The organism is Pseudomonas sp. FW305-70, from assembly GCF_058783925.1.
In genome coordinates this window covers 36,608-60,094 of the sequence record NZ_JBYSYZ010000032.1, presented here as the reverse complement: position 1 = coordinate 60,094, position 23,487 = coordinate 36,608, and the positions used below count along the sequence as shown (strand labels likewise).

22 protein-coding genes are annotated in these 23,487 nt (G+C 61.4%); 11 read left to right on the top strand and 11 right to left on the bottom strand.

Annotated elements, in window-relative coordinates; translation table 11 throughout:
- Nucleotides 1–511 precede the first annotated feature (511 nt).
- Nucleotides 512–868, bottom strand: a complete 357-nt coding sequence (locus AC3WN7_RS21100) for a hypothetical protein (RefSeq protein ID WP_141249748.1) — start codon at nucleotides 866–868, stop codon at nucleotides 512–514.
- 441 nt (nucleotides 869–1,309) lie between these two features.
- On the opposite strand from AC3WN7_RS21100, the gene AC3WN7_RS21095 reads away from it, so the two are divergent.
- A complete protein-coding gene (locus AC3WN7_RS21095) occupies nucleotides 1,310–1,804 on the top strand; it encodes a P-loop NTPase family protein (RefSeq protein WP_095965806.1) in 495 nt (164 codons plus the stop codon).
- 223 nt (nucleotides 1,805–2,027) lie between these two features.
- Here AC3WN7_RS21095 and AC3WN7_RS21090 read toward each other — a convergent pair whose 3' ends face one another.
- Nucleotides 2,028–3,218 carry an aspartate aminotransferase family protein gene (locus AC3WN7_RS21090; protein WP_102674830.1) on the bottom strand — a complete coding sequence of 397 codons (1,191 nt, stop codon included), beginning with the start codon at nucleotides 3,216–3,218 and terminating at the stop codon, nucleotides 2,028–2,030.
- Nucleotides 3,219–3,320: 102 nt separating this feature from the next.
- Between AC3WN7_RS21090 and AC3WN7_RS21085 the strand changes: the two genes are divergently transcribed.
- On the top strand, nucleotides 3,321–4,226 hold the full coding sequence (locus AC3WN7_RS21085; protein ID WP_095965808.1) for a LysR family transcriptional regulator: 906 nt from the start codon (nucleotides 3,321–3,323) through the stop codon (nucleotides 4,224–4,226).
- 34 nt (nucleotides 4,227–4,260) lie between these two features.
- Here AC3WN7_RS21085 and msrA read toward each other — a convergent pair whose 3' ends face one another.
- Both msrA and msrB read right to left on the bottom strand, forming a co-directional pair.
- On the bottom strand, nucleotides 4,261–4,968 hold the full coding sequence (msrA, locus tag AC3WN7_RS21080; RefSeq protein WP_102674831.1) for a peptide-methionine (S)-S-oxide reductase MsrA: 708 nt from the start codon (nucleotides 4,966–4,968) through the stop codon (nucleotides 4,261–4,263).
- Nucleotides 4,969–5,011: 43 nt separating this feature from the next.
- The gene (gene msrB, locus AC3WN7_RS21075; protein WP_102674832.1) at nucleotides 5,012–5,530 is read right to left on the bottom strand and encodes a peptide-methionine (R)-S-oxide reductase MsrB; all 519 of its coding nucleotides are present in this window, start codon (nucleotides 5,528–5,530) and stop codon (nucleotides 5,012–5,014) included.
- Nucleotides 5,531–5,805: 275 nt separating this feature from the next.
- Here msrB and AC3WN7_RS21070 point away from each other — a divergent pair, with 275 nt between their 5' ends.
- Together AC3WN7_RS21070 and AC3WN7_RS21065 are read left to right on the top strand one after the other, a co-directional pair.
- Nucleotides 5,806–6,525, top strand: coding sequence for a response regulator transcription factor (locus AC3WN7_RS21070; RefSeq protein WP_102674833.1), 720 nt, complete (start codon nucleotides 5,806–5,808; stop codon nucleotides 6,523–6,525).
- Complete coding sequence (locus AC3WN7_RS21065; protein ID WP_095965813.1) at nucleotides 6,522–8,042, top strand: sensor histidine kinase; 1,521 nt, start codon at nucleotides 6,522–6,524, stop codon at nucleotides 8,040–8,042. Before AC3WN7_RS21070 ends, AC3WN7_RS21065 begins: the two co-directional genes overlap by 4 nt.
- Before the next feature lie 127 nt (nucleotides 8,043–8,169).
- Here the strand turns inward: AC3WN7_RS21065 and AC3WN7_RS21060 are convergent, their stop codons facing one another.
- The 4 genes from AC3WN7_RS21060 to AC3WN7_RS21045 all read right to left on the bottom strand — a co-directional run bounded on the left by AC3WN7_RS21060 (nucleotide 8,170) and on the right by AC3WN7_RS21045 (nucleotide 13,303).
- Entirely contained in the window at nucleotides 8,170–8,925 is a 756-nt protein-coding gene (locus AC3WN7_RS21060; RefSeq protein ID WP_095965814.1) for a class II aldolase/adducin family protein, read from the bottom strand.
- Complete coding sequence (locus tag AC3WN7_RS21055; protein ID WP_102674834.1) at nucleotides 8,922–9,872, bottom strand: CobW family GTP-binding protein; 951 nt, start codon at nucleotides 9,870–9,872, stop codon at nucleotides 8,922–8,924. Before AC3WN7_RS21055 ends, AC3WN7_RS21060 begins: the two co-directional genes overlap by 4 nt.
- Complete coding sequence (locus tag AC3WN7_RS21050) at nucleotides 9,869–11,617, bottom strand: amidohydrolase (RefSeq protein WP_102674835.1); 1,749 nt, start codon at nucleotides 11,615–11,617, stop codon at nucleotides 9,869–9,871. Before AC3WN7_RS21050 ends, AC3WN7_RS21055 begins: the two co-directional genes overlap by 4 nt.
- 81 nt (nucleotides 11,618–11,698) lie before the next feature.
- A complete protein-coding gene (locus AC3WN7_RS21045) occupies nucleotides 11,699–13,303 on the bottom strand; it encodes a 5-guanidino-2-oxopentanoate decarboxylase (protein WP_102674836.1) in 1,605 nt (534 codons plus the stop codon).
- Between the two features lie 279 nt (nucleotides 13,304–13,582).
- Here AC3WN7_RS21045 and AC3WN7_RS21040 point away from each other — a divergent pair, with 279 nt between their 5' ends.
- The 5 genes from AC3WN7_RS21040 (at nucleotide 13,583) to AC3WN7_RS21020 (ending at nucleotide 18,763) form a co-directional block, all read left to right on the top strand.
- Complete coding sequence (locus AC3WN7_RS21040; RefSeq protein ID WP_102674837.1) at nucleotides 13,583–14,488, top strand: LysR substrate-binding domain-containing protein; 906 nt, start codon at nucleotides 13,583–13,585, stop codon at nucleotides 14,486–14,488.
- A gap of 263 nt (nucleotides 14,489–14,751) precedes the next feature.
- Nucleotides 14,752–15,843, top strand: a complete 1,092-nt coding sequence (locus AC3WN7_RS21035; RefSeq protein WP_095965819.1) for an ABC transporter ATP-binding protein — start codon at nucleotides 14,752–14,754, stop codon at nucleotides 15,841–15,843.
- Nucleotides 15,844–15,932: 89 nt separating this feature from the next.
- Nucleotides 15,933–17,045, top strand: a complete 1,113-nt coding sequence (locus tag AC3WN7_RS21030) for an ABC transporter substrate-binding protein (RefSeq protein ID WP_102674838.1) — start codon at nucleotides 15,933–15,935, stop codon at nucleotides 17,043–17,045.
- 10 nt (nucleotides 17,046–17,055) lie between these two features.
- Nucleotides 17,056–17,928: an ABC transporter permease gene (locus AC3WN7_RS21025; protein WP_095965821.1), complete on the top strand. Its 873-nt coding sequence runs from the start codon at nucleotides 17,056–17,058 to the stop codon at nucleotides 17,926–17,928.
- Nucleotides 17,929–17,935: 7 nt separating this feature from the next.
- Complete coding sequence (locus tag AC3WN7_RS21020) at nucleotides 17,936–18,763, top strand: ABC transporter permease (RefSeq protein ID WP_102674839.1); 828 nt, start codon at nucleotides 17,936–17,938, stop codon at nucleotides 18,761–18,763.
- A 52-nt stretch (nucleotides 18,764–18,815) separates the two neighbouring features.
- On the opposite strand, the gene AC3WN7_RS21015 is transcribed toward AC3WN7_RS21020, so the two are convergent.
- Nucleotides 18,816–18,947, bottom strand: a complete 132-nt coding sequence (locus tag AC3WN7_RS21015) for a hypothetical protein (protein ID WP_256585698.1) — start codon at nucleotides 18,945–18,947, stop codon at nucleotides 18,816–18,818.
- Nucleotides 18,948–19,063: 116 nt separating this feature from the next.
- On the opposite strand from AC3WN7_RS21015, the gene AC3WN7_RS21010 reads away from it, so the two are divergent.
- The gene (locus tag AC3WN7_RS21010; RefSeq protein WP_007970398.1) at nucleotides 19,064–19,768 is read left to right on the top strand and encodes a hypothetical protein; all 705 of its coding nucleotides are present in this window, start codon (nucleotides 19,064–19,066) and stop codon (nucleotides 19,766–19,768) included.
- A gap of 399 nt (nucleotides 19,769–20,167) precedes the next feature.
- Nucleotides 20,168–21,598 (top strand): aminotransferase-like domain-containing protein, encoded by a 1,431-nt coding sequence (locus AC3WN7_RS21005; RefSeq protein ID WP_095965823.1) that lies wholly within the window; start codon nucleotides 20,168–20,170, stop codon nucleotides 21,596–21,598.
- A 114-nt stretch (nucleotides 21,599–21,712) separates the two neighbouring features.
- On the opposite strand, the gene AC3WN7_RS21000 is transcribed toward AC3WN7_RS21005, so the two are convergent.
- Together AC3WN7_RS21000 and AC3WN7_RS20995 are read right to left on the bottom strand one after the other, a co-directional pair.
- Nucleotides 21,713–22,513, bottom strand: coding sequence for an N-acyl homoserine lactonase family protein (locus AC3WN7_RS21000; protein ID WP_102674840.1), 801 nt, complete (start codon nucleotides 22,511–22,513; stop codon nucleotides 21,713–21,715).
- 14 nt (nucleotides 22,514–22,527) lie between these two features.
- Nucleotides 22,528–23,487 carry a diiron oxygenase gene (locus AC3WN7_RS20995; protein WP_102674841.1) on the bottom strand — a complete coding sequence of 320 codons (960 nt, stop codon included), beginning with the start codon at nucleotides 23,485–23,487 and terminating at the stop codon, nucleotides 22,528–22,530.

Here is a 23,487-nt window from a genome sequence, read left to right as displayed (position 1 = left end):
CGAGTCGAAAGTGAAGTGACCTCCAAACCTGTGAAAGAACCCAAATCAGATCGGAGTCGTTCATTCACCCAAACCTGCTCTTGGGTATCGATACGGATGGTGGCAACGGTCGCGCCGGCAGCGCTCGTGACGACCCATTGCCCGGCATACGGCGTCTGGGTGTTTGTGCTGTCTACTGCGGGGTTAGTGAATCCGGCCTTGGCATTTTCAGCCTTGCTCTTGTGGGTATCGCAGCCTTGCAACTCGCTGACCTGTGCGCAGCCCGATTGCTCGAGTTGCTTGCGGCCTGCCGAGGAATGCTTGAAAGGGGGGGGCCAGCATTACAACTGACGCGTATCGAATTGGGATTGCAGCAAGACTCAGCTTGCTGCCCTGTCATGGGGTAGAACTTGGTGACCGCCAAAGCGATCACCAAGTAGCTTATATCAGCTAATTACTGCCATTCTCTAGCTTTCTACATCCGCACTCTGCCCTCTACTTTCGCATCAGAAGAAGAGTGCACGTTTTTTATTTAATGCTTAGCACTTAGATTCTTCAAATCATCGTAGTTCGATTTCATAATCTGGGCCATACGGTCCAGCACCTGAATATTTGCACGGGAACTTATAAAGTTACTCTCTTGCAAACTGAATTTATGAGCTCCTACCAACGCCAAGCTATTAGCCAACTTGTCAAGCTGCGGGGCAACTTCCTTTATGAAGGAGGTATTCCCGGCTCCCGACAGTTGCTCATTTTTCACATCTTTGATTAACCTGGAGGAACTTTGTTGTACCTCTCTCACATTTTCCATAAATTTGAATATTTTCAAATTATGGTCGGCTTCTTTACTAGAAGTCACTAGCGAAGGCGACGAAATATTAATGATCACTTTTAACCACCCCAACAAACGCTTTAAACACTATATTTTTTCAAACTTAAAATTAAGTTCGATACCCACTCAGAGCCTAAAACCAAATAGATCATCCTTCTATCAATTTACGCTCTTTTCTCCCCCACCATCTATGTCACGCCATTTCAAATATATTCGACTCGGTCTGGGCATACGCGAGACGCATAATGCTTAACAGGCAACCGTAACCACCTGCGTTATCATCACCACCCTATGCGCCAAGAGCCGGGAAACTGTAGGAGCAGCCGGTCGACGCTCGATTGCCGGCGATGGACTCAAATACGCCGCGTTTTTTCCGGTTCACACGCGTTATCGTCAACAGCCATCGCTGGCAAGCCAGCTCACAAGAGACCGCGTCCGAGTCGAAAATGAAGTGGCCTCCAAACCTGTGAAAGAACCCAAATCAGCCCAGAGTCGCTCATGGACCTCACCCGCACCCTGATCATCGGCAACTCCGGCTCCGGCAAAAGCTGGCTGGCACAGCAGCTAGCCCAGCAATTGCGTGAGCCCTGGACCGATCTCGACCGGATTCACTGGCTGTCCGACGAACACAGCATCCCCCGCCCCCGCGCCGAAGCATTGGCCATGGCACGGATCGCGGCCGACGAGCAGCGCTGGGTGATCGAAGGAGTTTACGGCTGGATCATCAGCGAAATCCTCCATCGGGCCACAGCGCTGATCTGGCTGAGCATCGGCGACGAGGAATGCGTGACCAACATTCGCCAGCGAGAGACACAGGATGACGAACGGTTGGTGGCATTGCTGGAGTGGGCGGGCAGCTACCGCAAGCGAGATGATTCAAGTGGATTTGCTGCGCACCAGCGGTTGTTCGAAGGCTTTAGCGGATCAAACATTCAGTTGATGAATCGAACTGAAATCACTGCGTTTGCCAGTGTGATGCCAGGCACCGGTTAACCACTGAAACTAACCCTTTCAATTCGGATCCGGACTACAACACTTGCGGAAACGTCTTTTGAAACGCCAATGGATACTCAACATCTATCCAGAGGCGGAGAAGACAATGCGATTTATCCGATGCCTGCTGAGTCGTCGCAGGATGAAACAAGACACGCCGGATGCCATCGACGTGTCTGATGAAACCGCTTACCTACTACGATCCAAAGCCAACACTGAACGATTACTCCGGTCGATCGAGAACTTGCGAAATCGCCCGACTCACCCCCCTGACAATCATCTCCACCTCCCGCTCATCCAGAGTCAACGGCGGTAGCAGGCGAATGGTTTTCCCCCGCGTGACGTTGATCAGCAAGCCATGATCCCGCGCAGCGATCAGGCTCAGGTCGCGGATCGGTTGCTTGAGTTCGATGCCGATCATCAGCCCCAGACCACGGATCGCCATGACGTTCGGGTTGTCCGCCAACTCGGTGCGCAATCTGTCGAGCAGCCGCGCACCCTGGCGCCGGGCGTTTTCCAGCAGTCCTTGTTCTTCAACGATATCCAGCACGGTGCAACCGACCCGGCAGGCCAACGGATTACCGCCGAAGGTGCTGCCGTGGCTGCCCGGCGTGAACAGTTCGGCCGCTTTGCCACGGGCCAGGCAAGCGCCGATGGGCACGCCGTTGCCCAGGCCTTTGGCCAGGGTCATGACGTCCGGAACGATGCCTTCATGCTGGAAGGCGAACCACTGGCCGGTGCGGCCGATGCCGGTCTGGATTTCATCGAGCATCAACAGCCACGAGCGCCGGTTGCACAGTTCGCGCACGGCCTTGAGATACCCCGGTGGCGCCAGTTGCACGCCGCTTTCGCCCTGGATCGGCTCCATCAGCACCGCCACGATCCGCGAACCGTAAATCTCTTGCACCTTGTCCAGTGCGTCGAGGTCGCCGAACGGCACTTTGACGAAATCCCCCGGCAGCTGGTTGAACCCCAGGCGCACCGCCGGGCCGTCGCTGGCCGACAAGGTGCCGAGGGTGCGGCCATGGAACGCGTTCTCCATGACCACCACCAGCGGCTGTTCGATACCTTTGTGCCAGCCGTGCAGCCGGGCGATTTTCAGTGCGGTTTCGTTGGCTTCGGCCCCGGAGTTGTTGAAAAACGCCCGGTCCATGCCCGCCAGCCGCGTCAGTTTCTGCGCCAGCCGTTGTTGCCAGTCGATGCTGTAGAGGTTCGACGTGTGCAGCAGCAACCCGGCCTGCTCGGTGATGACGGCGACGATTTTCGGGTGGGAGTGGCCGACGTTGGTCACCGCCACACCGGCGACCGCATCCAGGTATTCGCGACCGGCCTGATCCCACAGGCGAGTGCCCAGCCCCTTGTCGAAACTCAAGGCCAAGGGTTGGTAAGTGCTCATCAGGCAGGCGGCGGTCATGACGTCAAGCTCCAGCAAGGGTCGGTGTTTTTGCAGTATGGTTAGCCACCTGAGCTGGATAAACGCTGTAAAACTTCAATCATTTAAAAGCTGGGCTTGATAATGGATCTGTTCCAGGCAATGAGCGTTTACGTGAAAGTGGTGGAGACCGGCAGCATGACCGCCGCCGCTTTTCAGTGCGATATGTCCACGACCATGGTCGGCAACCACCTCAAGGCCCTGGAGCAGCGGCTGGGTGTGCGCCTGCTCAATCGCACGACGCGGCGTCAGCGGCTGACAGAGTTCGGCGTCGCGTATTACCAGCGTTGCCTGGAGGTGCTGGGGCTGGTGGCCGATTCCGAGCGTCTGGCCGAGCAGGCCCTCGACGAACCGAGCGGGACGCTGCGCATTACCGCTCCCCTGACCTTCGGCACCGAACGCCTGGCGCCGGCACTGAGTGAGTTCAGCCGGCAAAACCCGCGGGTGAAACTCGACGTGGTACTGACCAACCGGCGCCCGGATCTGCTGGAAAACGGCCTGGACGTAGCCTTTCGCCTCGGCGCGCTGGAGCCCTCCAACCTGATCGCCCGCCCGCTGATCGACTACACCCTGACCATGTGCGCGTCACCGGACTATCTGGCCCGTCGCGGCACACCGCAAACGCCTGAAGACCTGCGACACCACGACTGCCTGTCCTTTGCCTATCCGGCCGGGGATGACTGGCAATCGGTGCAAAAGGAATGGCGCCTGGCCGGTCCCGAGGGCGAAGTCAGCGTGGGGGTCAGCGGGCCGATGCTGATCAACAGCTCGGCCGGTTTGCATCAGGCGGCGCGGACCGGCATGGGCATCGTGATGATGCCCGATGCCCTGGTCGAGCAGGACCTCAAGGACGGAAAACTGTTGGCCTTGATGCCCGATTACTGCCCGCCCAGCCGGCCGATGCACCTGGTCTATGCCCAGGATCGCCACCGTTTGCCGAAACTGCGACGCTTCGTGGAATTTGCCGTACAGATGTGGGGCAAGCACTAGTCGGCCGAACAGGCATGCAGTCGCTGATCACCATTTACCTCCCCGCCTTCACCAGCACCGGCTGTTCCTGATAACGATTCGGGTACAGCTGCTTCAACTGCGCAACCTTCGGCAAATCATTGATCACGATATACGGATAGGTCGGATGCTCGGTCAGGAAATCCTGATGTTCCTCCTCCGCCGGGTAGAAACCGTTGAAGGTTTCAAGTTTGGTGACGATCGGCTTGTCGAAGGCATGGGCGGCGTCGAGCTGGGCGATGTAGGCCTGTGCGACCCGCTGCTGCTCGGCACTTTTGGTAAAGATCGCCGAACGATACTGGGTGCCGGTGTCCGGTCCCTGGCGATTGAGTTCTGTCGGGTTGTGCGCCACCGAGAAGTAGATTTGCAGCAAGGTGCCGTAGCTGACCTGGCTCGGATCGAAAGTCACTTCGACAGACTCCGCATGGCCGGTATTGCCGTTGCTGACACGCTCGTATTGCGCCGTGTTGGCCGCGCCACCGGCGTAACCGGAAACCGCATTTTTCACACCTTTGACGTGCTGAAACACCCCTTGCACGCCCCAGAAACAACCGCCGGCGAACACTGCCGTTGCGCTTTGAGCGTGAGTGGTTTCGTCGAGGGCCGGCGGCGGAATAACGACGGCTTTTTCAGCACCACTGAGAGAGAACGCCGAGCATGACCCGATAACGCCAACGGTGGCCAGTGCCAACAGCGTACGGCGCCAGGTGAGCAGGTTTTTCATGTAAGGAACTCCTGAATGATCCAAGGGGACAGGCAGTCAAAAATCAGACGGCTCGGGGCTCGAACTTCATCGCCAGGCCGTTCATGCAGTAGCGCAGGCCGGTAGGTTTCGGGCCGTCGTCGAAGACATGACCCAAATGCCCGCCACAGCGCCGGCAGTGCACCTCTTCGCGGACCATGCCGAACGCACGGTCCTGACGGGTGGCCACGGCCTTGTCCAGCGGTGCCCAGAAACTCGGCCAGCCGGTGCGGCTGTCGAACTTGGTGGCCGAGGAAAACAGTGGCAGATCGCAACCGGCACAGACGAAGGTGCCGTCGCGGTGCTCATTGTTCAGCGGGCTGCTGTAGGCCCGTTCGGTGCCCTCCTCGCGCAGGATGTCGTACTGCTCGTCACTGAGGATCGCGTGCCATTCGCTGTCGCTGTGGGTCACTTCGAATGTTTCCGCTGCGCTGGCCTCACTGATCAAGGCCGAGCCTGTGGAAAACTTCGGCAACAGGCCGATTGCCAAGGCCGCAACGCCCAACCCGCCGCTCGCCAGAAGAAATTGCCGTCGTGAAAACATGCTCGTCTCCAAAAATCCAGGGGTGTTTCATGGAACTCAGCCTAGGCTTTGGGTGATCGCCAAATCCTCACGGGAAGTTAAACAATTCGTGATAACTCGGGCGCTGAAAAACCCGCACAATGCCTAAGCCCCACCTGTAGGAGCGAGCTTGCTCGCGATGGAGGCCAACGATGACGTGGGATACCTGATACCCCACGGTACCCTCAAGTTTTTCGCGAGCAAGCTCGCTCCTACAGTGGTTGCCATTCGCACCATGCACCGAAGGATTGACCTGGATGGAACAGACCAAACGCGTCCTCGTGGTCGAGGACGACCAGCACATCGCCGACCTGATCTGCCTGCATCTTCGCGAGGAGCAGTTCGAGGTGGTGCACAGCGCCGATGGCGATGAAGGCATGCGCCTGCTGCAGCAAGGCAACTGGGACGCACTGGTCCTCGACCTGATGCTGCCCGGTGTCGACGGCCTGGAAATCTGCCGCCGCGCCCGGGCCATGGCGCGCTACACGCCGATCATCATCACCAGCGCGCGCTCCAGCGAAGTGCACCGGATTCTCGGCCTCGAACTGGGCGCCGACGACTATCTGGCCAAGCCCTTTTCCATGCTCGAGCTGGTGGCCCGGGTCAAGGCGCTGCTGCGCCGGGTCGATGCCATGGCGCGTAACCTGAAGATGGACGCCGGCAGCCTGCTCACCGACGGCCTGGCGATCGACCCGATCACCCGCGAGGTGGCCCTCGACGGACGACGCCTGGACCTCACGCCCCGGGAGTTCGACTTGCTGTACTTCTTCGCCCGCCAGCCCGGCAAGGTGTTTTCGCGCATGGACCTGCTCAACGCCGTGTGGGGCTACAGCCACGAAGGCTACGAGCACACGGTCAACACCCACATCAACCGCCTGCGCGCCAAGATCGAGACCGATCCGGCGCAGCCTGTACGCATCCTCACTGTCTGGGGCCGCGGCTACAAATTCGCCACCGGGGAGGAGCCGCGGCCATGAGGCTGACCCTGACGCAACGCCTGTCCCTGGTGTTCGCCGTGCTGCTGCTGGTGTGCTGCGGCACGTCGGCGTGGATGCAGGTGCGCTCCAACAAGTTGCATGAACAGGAAGTGGTGCAAGGCTTGTCCCGGGACCTGGCGCAGCACATCGCCAGCGACACGGTGCTGATGGACACCCAGGGCCTGATGCCCAATGCCGTGCGTGATTTGTTCAGCAAGCTGATGCAGGTCAACCCCAGTGTCGAGGTGTACCTGCTCGACACCGAGGGCAAGCTTATCGGCAGTGCCGCGCCCGAAGGCCGGATCCGTCGGGAGCGGGTCGACCTCGCGCCGATCCAGCGCCTGCTGCGGGGCGATCCGCTGCCCATTCCCGGCGACGACCCGCGCAGCGTCGATGCGCGCAAGGTGTTCAGCGCAGCACCGCTGAAGGTGGATGGCAAGCCGGTGGGCTATCTCTACGTGGTGCTGCTCGGTGAGGATCACGACCGCCTGGCCGAACGCGGTGCAACCAGCGCGGCGCTCAACACAGCGCTGCTGTCCATTGGCCTTGTGGCATTGCTGTGCCTGATTGCCGGCCTCACCGCGTTTGCCCTGATCACCCGGCCGTTGCGCCGCCTGACCGAAACCGTCAGCCAGTTCGACATCGACGGCGTACCAGTCACACCGGCCCTGCCCGTCGCGGTGGAAAAAGCCGCCAGCCACGATGAAATCGCCGTGCTCGATGCCGCGTTCCGGCAGATGCAGGCCCGCCTGGGCGAACAATGGCGCTCGTTGACCCGCCAGGACCAGGAGCGCCGCGAACTGGTTGCGAACATCTCCCACGACTTGCGCACGCCGCTGGCCTCGCTGCACGGTTATCTGGAAACCCTGTCGCTCAAGGACGCCACGCTGTCCCCTGCCGACCGCCGTCGCTACCTCGGCATCGCACTGGACCAGAGCCGCAAGGTCGGAGGTCTGGCGCAGTCGTTGCTGGAACTGGTGCGGCTGGAACACGGCTTCGTGCAGCCAGTGCTGGAACGCTTTTCCCTGACCGACCTGGCCCAGGACATCTTCCAGAAATTCGAACTCACCGCCGAAGCGCGCCAGGTCGAACTCAAGGCCAGGTTCGCGCCAAACGCCTCGGCGGCCTGCGCGGATCTCGGCTTGATCGAGCGGGTGCTGACCAACCTGTTCGACAATGCCCTGCGCCATACACCGCCAGGTGGAGACATCGAACTGGGCCTGCGCCCGCAAGGGTCATTCATCGAGGTCACGGTCAGCGACACCGGCCCGGGCATTGCCCCGGAACTGCGCGAAGGCTTGTTCCTGCGCCCGTTCAATATCGGCGGCGCACGGCGTGATGGCGGGCTGGGGCTGCGGATCGTGCATCGCATCCTGCAATTGCACGGGCGCGAGATTCAGTTGATCGATGTGCCGGGACGGGGGGCGACCTTTCGTTTTTCGTTGCCGATCGATGAAGAGACAGCGTCGGCGCTGGCGGTGCGGTCGATGAACCTCAATACGCCGAGGCAGGCCTGACAGACCGCGGCGCCTGCTTCGCGAGCAAGCCCGCTCCCACATTTGGAATGCATTCCCCTGTGGGAGCGGCGGTGCGGCGATCCGACTTGCTCGCGAAGAGGCCGGCTCAAACAACACAGGATCTGGATCAGTCGCGATAACCCGGCGCCACTCGATCCAGCATCCGCAACAAGGCCGCCCAGGCCAGTTGCATGGCATCCGGGTCATCGAACTCGCCCTCATCCAACGGCCGCCCCGGATCATTGAACTGGCGTTCGGTATGCGCGCAGACCTCGTGCGACGGCAGAACAACTTCACCGGCCGCTTGCGCGGCCAACTGGATTTCGCAGGCTTTTTCCAGGTAGTACATGCGCAGGAACGCCTGGCTCACCGTTTCGCCCACCGTCAGCAAGCCATGGTTGCGCAGCATCAACACCGGCTTGTCACCCAGGTCCGCCACCAGCCGTTGCTGCTCACTCAGGTCCAGCGCCACCCCTTCGTAATCGTGATAAGCGACGCGACCGTAGAACTCCATGGAAATCTGATTGACCGGCAACAACCCGCACTTCAACGCCGCCACCGCACACCCGGATTTGGTGTGGGTGTGCAGCACACATTGCGCATCGTCACGGGCACCATGGATGGCACTGTGGATCACGAAACCGGCCGGGTTCACCGGGTACGGCGACGACTCCACAGCGTGGCCATCGAGGTCGATCTTGACCAGATTGGACGCGGTGATTTCGTCGAACATCAGCCCGTAGGGGTTGATCAGAAAGTGATGCTCCGGCCCCGGAATGCGCACCGAGATGTGGGTGAAGATCAAATCGGTCATGCGAAAGTGCGCAATCAAGCGGTAGCAGGCGGCCAACTCTTCACGCAGACGTTGCTCTGTCGATGTCATACCCCGGCTACCTCTTTCGCAGTGCAATCTTCCAGCCCTTGCCCCAAGGCCTCCCAGCCATCGAAGCCCCGGCGAGCGATGAACACCAGGCGTGTGGTGTTGGCCTGGGCGTCATCCAGCGCCGGCAGAAACTGACTGCGGGTGCCGACATGTTGCAGCCAGTGCGCCGTGCTGCCCGGCGTCAGCAACACCAGGCCTTTGACCCGGAATACATCACTGGGCAGCGCCCTCAACCAGCCACGCAAGCACTCGACATCGAGGGCCGCGTTGCTCTGCCACAACCAGCTGCTGAACATCTCGCCGTGATCGCCATCGGACACCCGGGTCAGCGGTTTCTGCGCCCGAGGCTCAAGGTCCAGATCGGTATCCAGCCACAACGCATCGGGCAACTCGGCTTGCACACTTTCATGCACACGCGTCCTGGCGCCCAGTGCATTGCGCAACGCCTGCAACTGCGCCTCGTCGACCAGGTCGGTCTTGTTCAGCAACAGCAGGTCGGCAGCGGCCACCTGCGCCCGAGCCAGGCGCGCGTATTCACCGTCGAGTTGCAGATGGCGGGTGACGTCGACCACCGTAATCACCATGTCCAGTTGCATCTGGCTGCGCAGTTGCGGGTAGGCCAGGGTTTGCACGATGCGCTGCGGATCGGACACACCGCTGCACTCGATGACGATACGCTCCAACCTTGGTTCAAGCTGCGCCAGGCTGGCGAGTTGCGCCAGCAGGTCTTCCTGCACCGTGCAGCAGATGCAGCCGTTTTGCAGGCTGTACACCGCGTCGGTGACTTCGGAAACGATGGCCGCATCGATGTTCAGCTCGCCGAAATCGTTGACGATCACCGCCAGCCGACTGCCTTCGGCACGGCGCACCATGCGGTTGAGTAGTGTGGTTTTACCGGCGCCGAGAAAACCCGACACCACGGTCACGGCGATACGTGGGGAAGTCATTCTGCCTTGCCCTCCAGCACCGGTGGTTCGCCTTGCCAGACGGCTTTGAGGCCGACGGTTTCCAGGGTTGAGTGGCGGTCGTAGACCAGCTGCCCTTCAACGAAGGTCAGCAGCACCTGGGTCTTGTGGATGTAGTTGCGTGCCGGTGCAGCGAACAGGTCGCGGTCGATGACGATCAGGTCCGCCGACTTGCCCACTTGCAGGCTGCCGGTGCTGTGTTCCAGGCCCATGGCCACGGCGCCGTTGCTGGTGATCACGGTCAGCGCCTGTTCGAGGCTGATCGGGTCGCCGAAGCACGCCGGGTCGTCGTTCCATGGGTTCTGCCGGGTGATCATAGTTTCCAGCGCCAGCCACGGGTCGATGGACGCCACCGGCCAGTCGGTGCCCATCACCGCAGTGCCACCGGCGGCGAGCACGCCTTTGAAATCGTAGATGCGCTTGAGGCGTTCCTGGCCGTAACCGGAACGCGCGCCGCTGGCAAACGGCGTCGGGTACCAGGCGGCCGGGGAAAATTCGGCGATGACATTCAGCTCCTTGAAGCGCGGCAGGTTGCCGGGGTGCAGCAAGGTGCTGTGGGCGCACTGGTGGCGCACACCGCTGAAACCGTTGCGACGACGGGCCTCGGCCACGGCATCGAGGAACACATCGGACGCGCCGTCACCGGTGCAGTGGGCGATCACGCGGATGCCCTTGCGGTCCATGTCCACCACCATGTCGGTGATGTGTTCCGGGGTCAGGTTGAGCTTGCCGCGCCAGCTCGACTCCTGCGGCCACGGGGTCAGCAGGTACGAAGACTTCGGCTCCACGGTGCCGTCGAAGTGAAACTTCACCGCGTTGGCGCTCAGGCGCGCGCTGCGGTAGTAGTGACGTTCGCCGGCCAGCAGCTCCCAGCGACGACGCACCGGGAAGATGTCGTCCTGCCAACTGATCGCCGCTTCGATGCGCACCGTCAGTTCGCCGCAGTCGTCGAGTTCCTTGAGGGCCTGCAAACGCTGTTCGCAGACGTGCACGTATTTGCTCGCCGTGACGCCGCGCGAGCTCTGGAAGTGCACGCCATCGCGGTAGGCGCGACGCAGCACGCTGACCGGTGTCGGTGGCATGGCGGCGTGGATCATCGCGTAGGCACCGTCGATCATCAGGCCGGTAGGTTCGCCGCTCAGCTCGTCACGCTCGAAATAACCGTTACGCGGGTCGGACGTGTGGCGATCGATGCCGGCCAGCTCCAGGGCCTTGGAGTTGACCATCATGGTGCCCCACATGCGGTCGAGCAGAGCCACCGGACGGTCCGGCATGACGCTGTCGAGCCACTCGCGGCCCGGGGTCAGGCCGGCCTCGCGGAAGGTGTAGCGCACCCAGTACTGACCGTAGATCCAGCCGTCGCCGGGATGACTGTCGGCATAGGCGAGGATGCTTTCGCGCAACTGCTCCGGGGTCGGGTCTTCGATGCCGACGTCGAGGTCATCGGCGTAGCGCGGCGCCAGCGCGAGGTCGGGGTGCGTGTGCATGTCGTGCAGGCCCGGCATGCAGAATGCGCCTTGCAGGTCGTGCACGCGAGTGGTCGGGCCCTTGAACATCTCGATCTGGCCGAGGCTGGCGACTGCGATCAACTTGCCGTCGCGGATGGCCACGGCCTCGGCCCACGGGTTGGCCGGGTCCTGGGTGTAGATACGCCCGTTGGCGAGGATCAGGTCGGCGTAGGTCCCCTGCACGGAATGGGTAGAGGAAAAGTTATCGGACTCAGCCATGTAAGCCACCTTTGAGTTCAGGAGATTGAAAGGTCTGCCGGACGATCTACGTTTCGGCGACCTGAAAAAATTGTTGTTGTTTTAGTCAGCCAGAAACATGGCGGCGTCGACCTCGATCATCACCGGCTCATCGCTACTGCCGAGTTGCCCCAGCAGCTCGCGCAAGCCGTCCAAATCACGTGCCCGGTGATGGCTGACGTGGCAGCTTTGCGCCAGCGTAGCGAAGTCCGGCGTGAGGATGTCCACCCCTAGCAACGGCACCGCCTTGGCGTTCATGTAGTCGCGAATCTCGGCGTAGCTGCTGTTGTTCCACAGCAGCAGGATCACGCCGACGCCGGCCTCTTTGGCGGCGATCAGTTCGGCGCTGGAAAACTGCAAGCCACCGTCGCCGACCAACGCCACCACCGGGCGCAAAGGTTGGGCCAGTTTGGCGCCGATGGCGGCGGGCAAACCGTAGCCGAGGGTGCCGTAGCCGCTGCCGGCGTTGAACCAGCTATTGGGGGTTGGCGCCCGGTAGCCGAGGGCGCCCTGGTACACCGGTTGGGTCGAATCGCCGACGATCAGTGGCTGCGGCAAGTGATCGCGCAGGGTATCGAGCAGCGCTTGCATACGTGATTGTCTGGCGCTCCAGCCGGCGTGTTCGAGGGCGTTGACCTTGCCCACTCGCTCAGCCGCCCAGGCTGGATCGGCCTGGCGCTGCGGCAGTCGATCGAGCAACAACAGCAAGCCTTGCCCGGCATCGCCCAGCAAGCCGACCGCGGCCGCTTGTACGCCGAGTATTTGCATGGGATCGATATCCAGTCGAATCAGTGGTGCCTTGAACTGCATAGGGCCAAGACCGAAAAAGTCGTAGTCGGTTTCCCCGAGCTCGGTGCCGACGGCCAGCACCAGGTCGGCCTCGGCAAACAGTTCGCGACCATGGGCCGAGGACTGCACACCGTCGAGCAACAAAGGATGTTCGGGGGCCAGCAAACCGCGGGCGTTGGTGGTCAGCGCCACGGGGGCCTGCAGGCGTTCGGCGAGTGCGGTCAGGGCCTCACTGGCCCGGCGCGCACCGCCACCGGCGAGAATCAACGGACGCTTGGCGTTGTTGATCAGGGCCACGGCGTCATCAATGGCTTGCGGCGCAGGGGCCGGCGCGGCAGGCAATGAACGCGCACGCAAGTCCAGCCCGTCGGCAGACATCTCCAGCACATCCAGCGGAATCTCGATGTGCACCGGCCGCGGCCGCGTACAGCCGAACAAGGCAAAGGCCCGTGCCAGCACTTCCGGCAATTGCGACGGGTGTTGCAGCGTATGGCTGAAGGCACAGACCCCGGCGACCAGCGCGCGCTGATCCGGCATTTCATGCAGGTGGCCATGGCCCAGGCGCAGGTGTTCGCGACGGTTGCAGGTGGAAATCACCAGCATCGGCACCGAGTCGGCATAGGCCTGGCCCATGGCGGTGATGATGTTGGTCATGCCCGGTCCGGTGATGATGAAGCACACCCCGGGCTTGCCGCTGGCACGGGCATAACCGTCCGCCATGAACCCGGCGCCCTGTTCGTGGCGCGGGCTGATGTGCTTCAGGCGACTGCCGTGCAGGCCACGATACAACTCGACGGTGTGCACGCCGGGAATACCGAAGACGGTTTCAACACCATAGCCTTCCAGCAACTGAACGAGCGCCTCGGCACAACGGGTCATGCAGCACCTCTTGGATAAGGGGCCAGCTCGGCCCAACGACGAATGGGGCTAGTATTGTTGAATCAACCGATACAACAATCGATTTTTTTTGGCCTGACTGTTCGATTTACGTCACCATACAGAAGAGCAAGCGCTAACCTTGTGGCGAGGGAGCTTGCTCCCGCTGGGTCGCGTAGGGCCCCATTACCAGCGACTGCTGCGCAGTCGAGCGGGAGCAAGCTCCCTCGCCACAGGGGTTCAGCGATTGCCTGTTTCTTTCAACTTTCAGCGGGATGATTTATGCGTTTCCCTTCGATGACAGCCCTTCGTGCGCTGGATGCGGTTGCCCGTCTGGGCAGCGTGTCGGTCGCGGCCCGTGAACTGAACCTGACCCGCAGCGCCATCAGCCACCAGATCAGCAAGCTCGAGGAGTGTGTCGGTTTCGCCCTGACCGAGCGCATTGGCCGAGGCATCGGCCTGACGTATCAGGGCGAACGCTATGCGCGGGAAGTGCACGGGATTCTGTTGAACCTGCTCGACGCCGGGCAGTTGGTCGACGACCAGGAAATCTCCGGGCGGCTGTGCGTCAGTTGTGCGCCGGGGTTCGCCACCTATTGGTTGTGCCACCACATCGGTGCGTTTCTGCGTCAGTACCCGCAAGTGCAACTGCAGCTGATTTCGCCCCGCACGCCGGATGACGTAACCAACGCGGCTGCCGACCTGTGCATCGCCTACGGGATTGGCGACTGGCCGGAAATGATCGTCGAGGAGATCGTGGCATTGCGTTTCTTTCCGGTGTGCAGCCCGCGCCTGATCAACGCCTTGGGCGGTCTGAAAAGCCCGCAGGAACTGAGCAGCTACCCCTTGCTGCACATGACCGACTACTCGGACTGGCGCGTGTGGCTGACCGCCGCGGGGGCTTCCGCGGTCAACGCGACGGGCGGCATCCTGTTCTCCGATGCGCACTGCGCCCAGTCCGCGTGCATTGCCGGCCAGGGCATCGCCATTGGTGACAACCTGATCAGCGGTGATGCGTTATCCAAGGGTTTGCTGGTGCGCCCGTTCGACATCACCATCGATTTGCACCGTGGCTACTACCTGGCGGCAGACCCGCAAAAGGCCGACCGCGCCGTGGTCCAGGCCTTCGGCAACTGGGTCAAGACCCAGCTGCAATCGTCCCGCCAGACCTGGCAGGACACCCTCTGACACCCCATTCCCCTGTAGGAGCGAGCTTGCTCGCGAAAAACCAGAGAACACCGTTGGGTGTCAGTTTGGGCGCGTAATCGTTGGCGACCATCGCGAGCAAGCTCGCTCCTACAGGCCCTCAAATTGGGTAAAAAAACTAACCAATACGAGCAAAATAATTCCATTGATGTAGCGATATTTTTAACAATAATAAGCCCAAAGCCCATTTCGGATTCGCATCCGTCCTCGTACGTCTTATGGGCAATAAAAAGAGGAACTCCATAGTGTCCAGCCGTTCAGCGATTCAGCTCAGCGCTCAAGGTATCAGCCAGTATTACGGCCGTTTCGCGGCGCTGGATAACGTCGATCTCGACGTTCGCCAAGGTGAATTTCTTACCCTGCTGGGTCCGTCCGGCTCGGGCAAAACCACCTTGCTGATGATTCTGGCCGGTTTCCTCAGCCCGACCTCGGGCAAGCTGATGGAGCAAGGCGTCGACATCATCCGGCGTTCCGCCGAGAAGCGGAACTACGGCATGGTGTTCCAGGGTTATGCGCTGTTCCCGCACATGAGCGTGGCCGACAACGTGGCCTACCCGCTGCGCATCCGCAAAGTCCCCGTTGAAGAACGCAATCGCCGGGTCAAGCACATCCTTGAAGTGGTCGGCCTCGGTGCACACATGCACAAGAAACCCGCCGAGATGTCCGGCGGCCAGCAGCAGCGCGTGGCGATTGCCCGGGCGCTGGTGTTCGAGCCGGAACTTCTGCTGCTCGACGAGCCACTGTCGGCGCTGGACAAGAACCTGCGCGAACAACTGCAAACCGAGCTGCAACGCATCCACCGTCAGGTCGGTACCAGTTTCGTGTTCGTCACCCACGACCAGAACGAAGCGCTGGCGCTGTCCTCGCGCATCGCGATTTTCAACCACGGCAAGCTGACCCAGGTCGACACCCCGGAGAACATCTACAACCGCCCCGAGAGCCGTTTCGTCGCCGAGTTCCTGGGCAAGATGAACCTGTTCCCGCTGGACAACCTGACCCGCAACGGCCAGACCGCCAGCGGCCGCTGCGGCACCAGCGTATTGCATGCCCAGGCGCCGAACGCACTGAGTGCGGCACCGATCGTGCTGGCCGTGCGCCCCGAGCACATGGAGCTGCACAGCGAGTGCCCGACCCGGGAGGGCTACAACGTGATGCCCGCGCAACTCACCGACAAGGTTTATCAAGGCTCCAGCACCCATCTGGCGCTCAAGGTCGGCGGCGACACGCTACCGATCAACCTGTCCGTACCCGGCAATCACCCGGGGGCGTCGATGCCCGGCGGCGCGCCGGTGTGGCTGAGCTGGCCGGTGCAGCAAAGCTTCCTGCTACAGGCCTGAACCGCAAAAAACTGCGTCACAAAGCTCTCTTCCAATGACAACAAAAAGGCCGGTGCCCATGCAGGCACCCGCCAACTGAGGACTTGCCCATGCGCCAGGATCACCAACAAGACTGCATCGAAGTGCTTATCGAAAAGGCCCGCGACGGTCAGATCAACCGCCGCACCTTCATCCAGGCCATGGGCCTGCTGGCCGCGGTGCCATTGGCGCTGCGCAGCGGCATCAGCTGGTCGGCGGACAAGCCGCTGGTGGTGGTCAACTGGGGCGGCGACGCCCTGAACGCGTTCCGCTCGGCGTGGACCGACACCTTCACCAAGAACACCGGCATCCAGGTGCGCATCGACGGAGCCGGCCCGACCGAAGGCGCCATCCGCTCGCAACTGGCCAGCGGCCAACCGAGCTGGGACGTGGTCGACGTCGAGAGCTACAGCGCCATCGTGCTGGGCCGGGAAAAGATCCTGCAGCCACTGGACTACAACACCATCAAGCGCGATCAGGTGGCCCCGGCGCTCTCTTCCGATTACGGCATCGCCAGCTACCAGTTCAGCTACGTGATGGCCTGGGACAGCGAAAAATTCGGTGAAAACGGGCCCAAGACCTGGGCCGATTTCTGGGACGTGAAGAAATTCCCCGGCAAGCGCACGCTGTACAAATGGATGAACGGCATGCTCGAAGCGGCGTTGCTGGCCGACGGCGTTCCAGCTGACAAGCTGTACCCGCTGGACGTGCCACGGGCCCTGAAGAAGATCGACGAGATCAAGCCGCACGTCTTGTCGTTCTGGAGTTCGGGGGCCGAGAGCCAGCAACTGATGGTCGACGGCGAGGTGTCGGTGGGTGCGATCTGGCACACCCGCGCCAAGCTGCTCAGCGAAGACACCGACAACCGCGTGCGCTGGAGCTTCGACAACGGTTTCATCAACTCCAGCAGTTGGGCGGTATTGAACGGCAACCCCGGCGGCACTCAACCGACCATGCAGTTCATCCAGCAAGCCTTGCAGCCTGAAGGCCAGCTCAAGCTGTTCGAACTGCTGGGCAACGGGCCTTCCAACAGCGCCACGGAAAAGCTGATGTCGACCAAGCAACTGGAAGCCAACTGCGCCTCCGAAGAAAACCTGAAAAAGCAGATCGCTCTCAACGCCCAGTGGTACGCCGACAACTACTCCAAAGCCCTGGAAGAGTACCTGACGCGGTTGTCCAAGTGAGCCTGTGACCATGACCACCACCCTGACCTCGACCCTGACCGCCCCCAAGCCCCGCTTCAGCTCGCCGGGCCTGGAGCGCGGCCTGTTGCTGTTTCCGCTGCCGGTGTTGCTGCTGGTCTTCTACGTGCTGCCATTCCTCGGCGTGGTCGGCTGGAGCTTCTCGCTGCCGACGCCGGGCATCGAGCAGTACCAGCGCATCGCCACCGACCCGGCGATCCACGAAATGCTCTGGCGCACGTTGCGCCTGTGCCTGACCGTCAGTGGCCTGGCCTTGATGATCGGTTACCTGCTGGCCTACTGCTGGGTGTTCAGCCCGCCGTTCTGGCAGCGCGTGGTGGAGATCTGCATCTTCATTCCGTTCTGGATTTCCGTGCTGGTGCGGGCCTTCGGCTGGTTGATCGCCCTGCGCAGCAACGGCGTGCTCAACAACGGCCTGATGGGCATGGGGCTGATCGACCAGCCGCTGCAACTGAGCCGCAATGAGATAGGCGTGGTCATCGGCATGCTCCACGTGATGATTCCGTATGCGGTGTTCCCGCTGCTGTCGACCATGCGTCAACTCGACCAGCGTGTGCTCATGGCCTCGCGCGGCCTGGGGGCCGGTGCCTTGCGCACCTTCTGGCAAGTGCTGCTGCCGCAGACCCTGCCGGGCATTCTGGGCGCGTTCATCATGGTCTTCGTGTTCTGCCTGGGCTTCTTCATCACCCCGGTGCTGTTGGGTGGCGGGCAAACGGTGATGATCGCCGAGTATGTGTTCCTGCAAATGTTCCAGACCAGCAACTGGGGCCTGGGCGCGGCACTGAGCGTGGTGTTGCTGGCCCTGGTCAGCGCGCTGATCTGGGTGCTGTTGAAAATGACCCGCGTCAACCGACTGGTAGGCTGAGATCACTATGAATACCCATCGCACAAGCCTGAGTACGCGGCTGTTGGCCGTGGTCGCCATGGCCTTCATGCTGTTCCCGCTGCTGACGGTCATTCCGGTGTCGTTCACCAGCAAGCGCTTCCTGTCGATGCCCGAAGGCAACTGGTCGCTGCGCCACTACGAAGCGCTGGTGAGCAACCCGGACTGGTTCCACGCCATCAGCCAGAGCCTGAGCATCGCCTTCGCCACCAGCCTCATCGCCACCCTGCTGGCCGCCAGTTTCAGCCTCGGCATCTGGTACATGCGCTCCAAATGGGCCACGGCCCTGATCGGCCTGGTGCTGTTGCCGATGGCGATCCCGCCGGTGATTTCCGCACTGGTGCTGTACTTCATGGAGACCAAGCTCGGTCGCTTCGCGCCGGGCATGGGCTACGACACCCTGACCGGCGTGGTGATTGCCCACGTGATCATGGTGGTGCCGTACGGTGTAGTGACCATGCTGGTGGCCCTCAGCCAGATCGACCGGCGCATCGAACTGGCCTCGCGCAACCTTGGCGCCAGCCTGATGCAGACCACGTTCATGGTGATCCTGCCGAACCTGAAACTGGGTCTGGCCTCCACCGCGCTGTTGGGTTTCGCCCTGTCCTGGGAAGAAGTGGCGGTGACGCTGTTCATCACCAGTGTCAACGTCGACACCCTGCCCAAGCGCATCTGGAGCGGCTTGCGCGATAACGTCGACCCGAGCGTCGCGGCGATCTCGGTGTTGTTGATCTCGCTGACGTTGCTGGTGCTGATCGGACGGTTGGTGGTTCAGCATCTGGCGGATAAGCGGGCGCAGAAACTCCTGCATCCGTAAGCACTTCAAAAAAAGCCCTGCGCTTGCCATACAAGCGCGGGGCTTTTTTCGTTCAACCGCCGCAATCCCCTGTAGGAGCGAGCTTGCTCGCGATGATCTCAAAGGCACCGCGCTCATCCAGAATGAACGCGTCATCGTTAACGTCCATCGCGAGCAAGCTCGCTCCTACAGAAAGCGAAATCATGACCAGCCGCCTGTTCATCCGTGACAACGCCGTCCCGGTCCAATAGATTAGGCGGCCTGAAAAAGCCCCCGGGCTTTCTCGCCCCTATTCAAGTTCAAAGAAGTAGTGAAATTTCAATGTCCGATTCCAACACCGCTGAATCCGTAGTCACCTTGTCGTCCAAAGCGGAATACGAAAACTCCATCAATCTTTCACAACACGTACCCCAGGCGAAAACCATCAGCGAGATGGTGCTGGACGCTTTCCAGTCCACCCGCGAAAGTGACCAGATCCGCGAACTGCGCGCCGCCATTCGGCAGGCCCACGACAGCTTCGACGACGACAAGGCCTATGAACTGATGGGCCAGCTCAAGCAACTCAAGGACGCCGAAGCCGCCGACATCGCCGCGCTGGAAGACCTGAGCAGCAAGTTTCCGATCAGCCGCATCCTCTCCAGCTTCAAGGACGACCCGGCGTTCCAGGAGATCGTCTACGGCCTGGCCCTGAAGGTGCTGAACCAGACGCACCAGGCCATCAGCAACCCGAGCGGCGGCAAGAGCAAGGCCGCCAAGGCCAAGAAAGAAGTCGAAGTGTTCACCATCAGCAAGGACGGCATCAGCGTCACCCTGCCGCTGCGCACCCCGCGCTCGCGCCTGAACGTCGACCGTGAAGCCCTGGAGTTCCTCGGTTTCACCTTCGTTGGCGAAGGCGATGAGGCGGAACTGGAAAGCGAGACGTTCCTGGACAACAGCGGCGCCGAGCAAGCGGTCAACCGCAAGAACATCATCACCGCCCTGCAACAGCAGACGGCGTTCGATGGGTATAGCATCGCCGCGCAGTAATCGCGGCAGTTGTGGTCAGGGGCTTGCCTGTGCTGAGGAGCTTGCCTGTGGCGAGGGGGCTTGCCCCCGTTGGGTGGCGCAGCCACCCCAATCAACCTATTTGAGTCTTTCAGGAAAACCGCATTCACCGAGTTTACGACGGCTTCGCCGCCGAACGGGGGCAAGCCCCCTCGCCACAGGCAACCCCCTTCACCACAAGGTCCTCAGCGACTGACTCAAGAGCCCCGCCATCCGTGCGGGGCTTTTTATTGCCCGTGATTCGGGCAAAACCGCGATTACTCTTCCAGTATCGACGCTGAACAACCCTTCCCTTCACCCATGAGCACCACGGGTCCGCCTGCGGGGAGCGTCAACTCACTTTCCAGCCCAGACCTCGGTGGTGCAACTGCTGAGGTCATCATGAACACGACCCCTTTGTATCGCCAACTGGCCAATCACTATCTGGACGCTATCCGCAGCGGCACCTTGAAAACCGGTGAGCGCTTGCCCTCGATCCGCTTGATGATGGAAAAACACGCCGTCAGCCTGTCGACCGCGGTACAGGTGTGCCGGGAACTGGAAGACTGCGGCGTGCTGGAAGCCCGACCGCGTTCCGGCAACTACATTCGCCAGCCCGACGCCCTGCCCAGGCCCGCCCCGGTTGCCTCGGCGCCAGCGCTGGATACCAGCGCCTATGTCGGCATTCATCAACAGGTTTCAACGGTGCTCAAGGCCAGTCAGCGCGCAACGATCAAGGTCAATTTTGCCAGCGCCTACTGCGCGCCGGAGCTTTATCCGCTGAAGACCTTGCAAGACAACATGATCAAGTCGCTGCGCTACGACACCCGCCTGCTCGGCGTCGCGGGCTCGACCTGCGGAAACAGCGCATTGCGCCACCTCCTGGCGCGGCGGGCGCTAGTCAGCAAGACCCACCTGGCCCCCGAGCGGATCGTGATCACCAACGGCGCCACCGAAGCGATCAACCTGGCCTTGCGTGCAATCACCCGCCCCGGCGACACCGTGGCCGTGGAGTCGCCGACCTTCTACGGTCTGCTGCAAATTATCGAAAGCCTGAGCCTGCGAGTACTGGAAGTCCCGGCCTCGGCTCACACCGGGCTCAATCTGGCGGCCCTGGAACTGCTGCTGCAAGGCCCTGAACGGGTCACGGCGTTGATCGTCATTCCCAACCTGCAAAACCCGCTGGGCAGCATCATGCCCGACGCCAACAAGGCACGGCTGGTGAAACTGTGCGCCGAGCACAACACCGTGCTGATCGAAGACGACACCTACGGCGACCTGGTGGACACCGAGCAGCCGCTGTCCACGCTCAAACACTGGGACCGCACCGACAACGTGATCTATTGCGCCTCGCTGAACAAAACCCTGGCACCGGGCATGCGCCTGGGCTGGATCAGCGCCGGCAAATGGCACGACCGTGTGGAGATGCTCAAGCATACGCAGTCGCGGGGGTGCGAGCTGTTATCGCAACTGGCGGTCAGCGAATTCATGCGCACACCCTCTTATGAACGTTACCTGCGACGGTTGAGGAAAACCCTGACCGTACAACGCGCGCAGATGAGCACGGCAATCGCCCGCTATTTTCCCATCGGCACCAGCATGACCCACCCGCAAGGCGGCACGCTGTTATGGGTGGAATTGCCTCGCCGACATTCATCCATGGCGTTTTTTCACGAAGCGCTGAAGGTCGGCATCCAGATTTCCCCTGGGGATATCTTTTCCAACACCGAGCGTTTCGATCACTTTGTGCGCATTGGCTGCGGTGCGCCGTATTCGCCACGGATTGATGAGGCACTGCAGACGTTGGGACGTATCCTGAAAGCTCAGGGTTAACACCGGCACTGTGGGAGCGGGCTTGCTCGCGAAGGCGTCAGTACGTTCAAAATTGATGTGTCTGACACACCGCTTTCGCGAGCAAGCCCGCTCCCACAGGGTTTGAGGTGATCTTCAGATCGGGGGTTGGTGCAGACAAACGATATGCGGATCGTCATTCCAGTGCGGGAAGCGCTCGGCGATCAGCGGGTCGTGGCCGGGGATGACGTGGTCTTCGCCATCGGCCAGGCGGTCTATCTCGGTGAAGGCTTCGAGGGTTTGCGCCAGGTCATCGAGGATCGGGAACGGACTGCGCTCACGAATATTCACCCACAGGTGCGCGGCATCCGAGGCCAGTACAATCCAGCCGCGCTCAGTGTTCACGCGCACCACCTGGCTGCCCGGCGTGTGTCCGCCCACGGGGTGCAGGGTCACACCTGGCAACACTTCGACCGTGCCGCTGTGCAAACGCATCCGCCCTTCGAACAGCGGCGGCAGCGCCGACATCACGTCCTCGACCTCGTAGGTTTTGTTCACCGTGCGATGGGACATTTTCGGCCCGGTGCAAAAACGCAGTTCCGCTTCCTGCAAATGCACGGTCGCCTTCGGAAACAGCCCGAGGTTGCCGGCATGGTCCCAATGCAAATGGGTCAGAATCAGGTGTTCGACCCGGGCCGGATCGATGTCCAGCTGTCGCAGGGATTCCTCCGGCAGGCGGTACATCTGGCGATTGCGCCGATCCGCCGTGGCCGGTTGGAAACAGGTGTCGACCACGATCACCTGCTGCTCGTTGCGGATGACCCAGAAGTAGTAATCCAGCGGCATCGGCGCATTCGGATCACCGCAACAGGCGTCGTAGAGAAAATTCTCCCTGGCGGTGCGCTGGGCGTTTGCGCCGACACGGATGGCGAACACTTCGTACACAGGCATGGACATAGACACCTCCGGGCTCAGGCGGCCGCCGTGGTTTTGAGGGTCGGACGGAAGTCGAAATCGATCTGGTCGCTGATGCCCAGGTCCTGTGCCAGCTTATGCAGGCCGCTGTAGTCGCGCATGATGGTCGCGTTCTTGTTGCTCTCGCGGGTGTCGGCAATGATCAACACCGCCTCCTCGACCCCGAGTTGCGTCAGAATCGCCTCCCACATCGAGTAGTCCTGAGCGATAAAAGCACTCAGCGCCACCGACAGGTTGCGAGCGAAAAACTCCCGCTGGGTCGGCTGCATGTTCGCGTACATGACCTTCGCCACTTCAGCCAGCACCTTGCTGTGGGCGTATTCGTCGCGGTTGTGCTGCTCGGCCACCTGGCGGTTCTGCGGCTGGATGGTCTGGTCATCCGCCAGCAGATCCAGATAGGCGTTGACGCTGATTTCGGCCACCACCGCAAAGGTGATCGCCGCCAGATCCCGCTGCCATGGCTCGGTCAGCTCTGCCTGCAAGGCCTTCAGGCGCAGGTAAGTGACGGACGGCGGCAGATCCAGATTCTGATCCAGCGCCCGCTCCAGTCTGGTCCGTTCGATGGCGCGCAGGTGCATCAGTGTGTGGTAGTGCTCGTCGATCAGGGTCTGTTGCATGGCCTCGCGAAAATGCCAGTCGTCCTTGCCCAGGTACTGATTGGCAATGACGCTGAGGGCCGGATTGACAATGTGTTCTTCGGCGGTGACGGTGCGCAGGTTGTAGCCGATCCAGCCCCAGGTCACCACGCTGCTTTTGAGCTCGTCACTCAAGGCCTGGAATGTCGGGTGATGGAAAAACGGCACCATGCACTCCGGGTAATCCGGGCGCAGCGGGTCGAACGCTTCAATGATCTGGGCCCTGTCCGGCGCACAGACGGAGGCGCGCCTGGTCCAGGCCTGGTTGAGCCGCACGATCAGTTGATGATCGACCTGGGCGATCTCGATTGCTGTTTGCAT

Bases quoted from the DNA above. Each gene is read 5' to 3' on its own strand.
- AC3WN7_RS21095 (WP_095965806.1), top strand. From the start codon at position 1,310: ATGGACCTCACCCGCACCCTGATCATCGGCAACTCCGGCTCCGGCAAA.
- AC3WN7_RS21090 (WP_102674830.1), bottom strand. From the start codon at position 3,218: ATGACCGCCGCCTGCCTGATGAGCACTTACCAACCCTTGGCCTTGAGT.
- AC3WN7_RS21085 (WP_095965808.1), top strand. From the start codon at position 3,321: ATGGATCTGTTCCAGGCAATGAGCGTTTACGTGAAAGTGGTGGAGACC.
- msrA (WP_102674831.1), bottom strand. From the start codon at position 4,968: ATGAAAAACCTGCTCACCTGGCGCCGTACGCTGTTGGCACTGGCCACC.
- msrB (WP_102674832.1), bottom strand. From the start codon at position 5,530: ATGTTTTCACGACGGCAATTTCTTCTGGCGAGCGGCGGGTTGGGCGTT.
- AC3WN7_RS21070 (WP_102674833.1), top strand. From the start codon at position 5,806: ATGGAACAGACCAAACGCGTCCTCGTGGTCGAGGACGACCAGCACATC.
- AC3WN7_RS21065 (WP_095965813.1), top strand. From the start codon at position 6,522: ATGAGGCTGACCCTGACGCAACGCCTGTCCCTGGTGTTCGCCGTGCTG.
- AC3WN7_RS21060 (WP_095965814.1), bottom strand. From the start codon at position 8,925: ATGACATCGACAGAGCAACGTCTGCGTGAAGAGTTGGCCGCCTGCTAC.
- AC3WN7_RS21055 (WP_102674834.1), bottom strand. From the start codon at position 9,872: ATGACTTCCCCACGTATCGCCGTGACCGTGGTGTCGGGTTTTCTCGGC.
- AC3WN7_RS21050 (WP_102674835.1), bottom strand. From the start codon at position 11,617: ATGGCTGAGTCCGATAACTTTTCCTCTACCCATTCCGTGCAGGGGACC.
- AC3WN7_RS21045 (WP_102674836.1), bottom strand. From the start codon at position 13,303: ATGACCCGTTGTGCCGAGGCGCTCGTTCAGTTGCTGGAAGGCTATGGT.
- AC3WN7_RS21040 (WP_102674837.1), top strand. From the start codon at position 13,583: ATGCGTTTCCCTTCGATGACAGCCCTTCGTGCGCTGGATGCGGTTGCC.
- AC3WN7_RS21030 (WP_102674838.1), top strand. From the start codon at position 15,933: ATGCGCCAGGATCACCAACAAGACTGCATCGAAGTGCTTATCGAAAAG.
- AC3WN7_RS21025 (WP_095965821.1), top strand. From the start codon at position 17,056: ATGACCACCACCCTGACCTCGACCCTGACCGCCCCCAAGCCCCGCTTC.
- AC3WN7_RS21020 (WP_102674839.1), top strand. From the start codon at position 17,936: ATGAATACCCATCGCACAAGCCTGAGTACGCGGCTGTTGGCCGTGGTC.
- AC3WN7_RS21015 (WP_256585698.1), bottom strand. From the start codon at position 18,947: ATGATTTCGCTTTCTGTAGGAGCGAGCTTGCTCGCGATGGACGTTAAC.
- AC3WN7_RS21010 (WP_007970398.1), top strand. From the start codon at position 19,064: ATGTCCGATTCCAACACCGCTGAATCCGTAGTCACCTTGTCGTCCAAA.
- AC3WN7_RS21005 (WP_095965823.1), top strand. From the start codon at position 20,168: ATGAACACGACCCCTTTGTATCGCCAACTGGCCAATCACTATCTGGAC.
- AC3WN7_RS21000 (WP_102674840.1), bottom strand. From the start codon at position 22,513: ATGTCCATGCCTGTGTACGAAGTGTTCGCCATCCGTGTCGGCGCAAAC.
- AC3WN7_RS20995 (WP_102674841.1), bottom strand. From the start codon at position 23,487: ATGCAAACAGCAATCGAGATCGCCCAGGTCGATCATCAACTGATCGTG.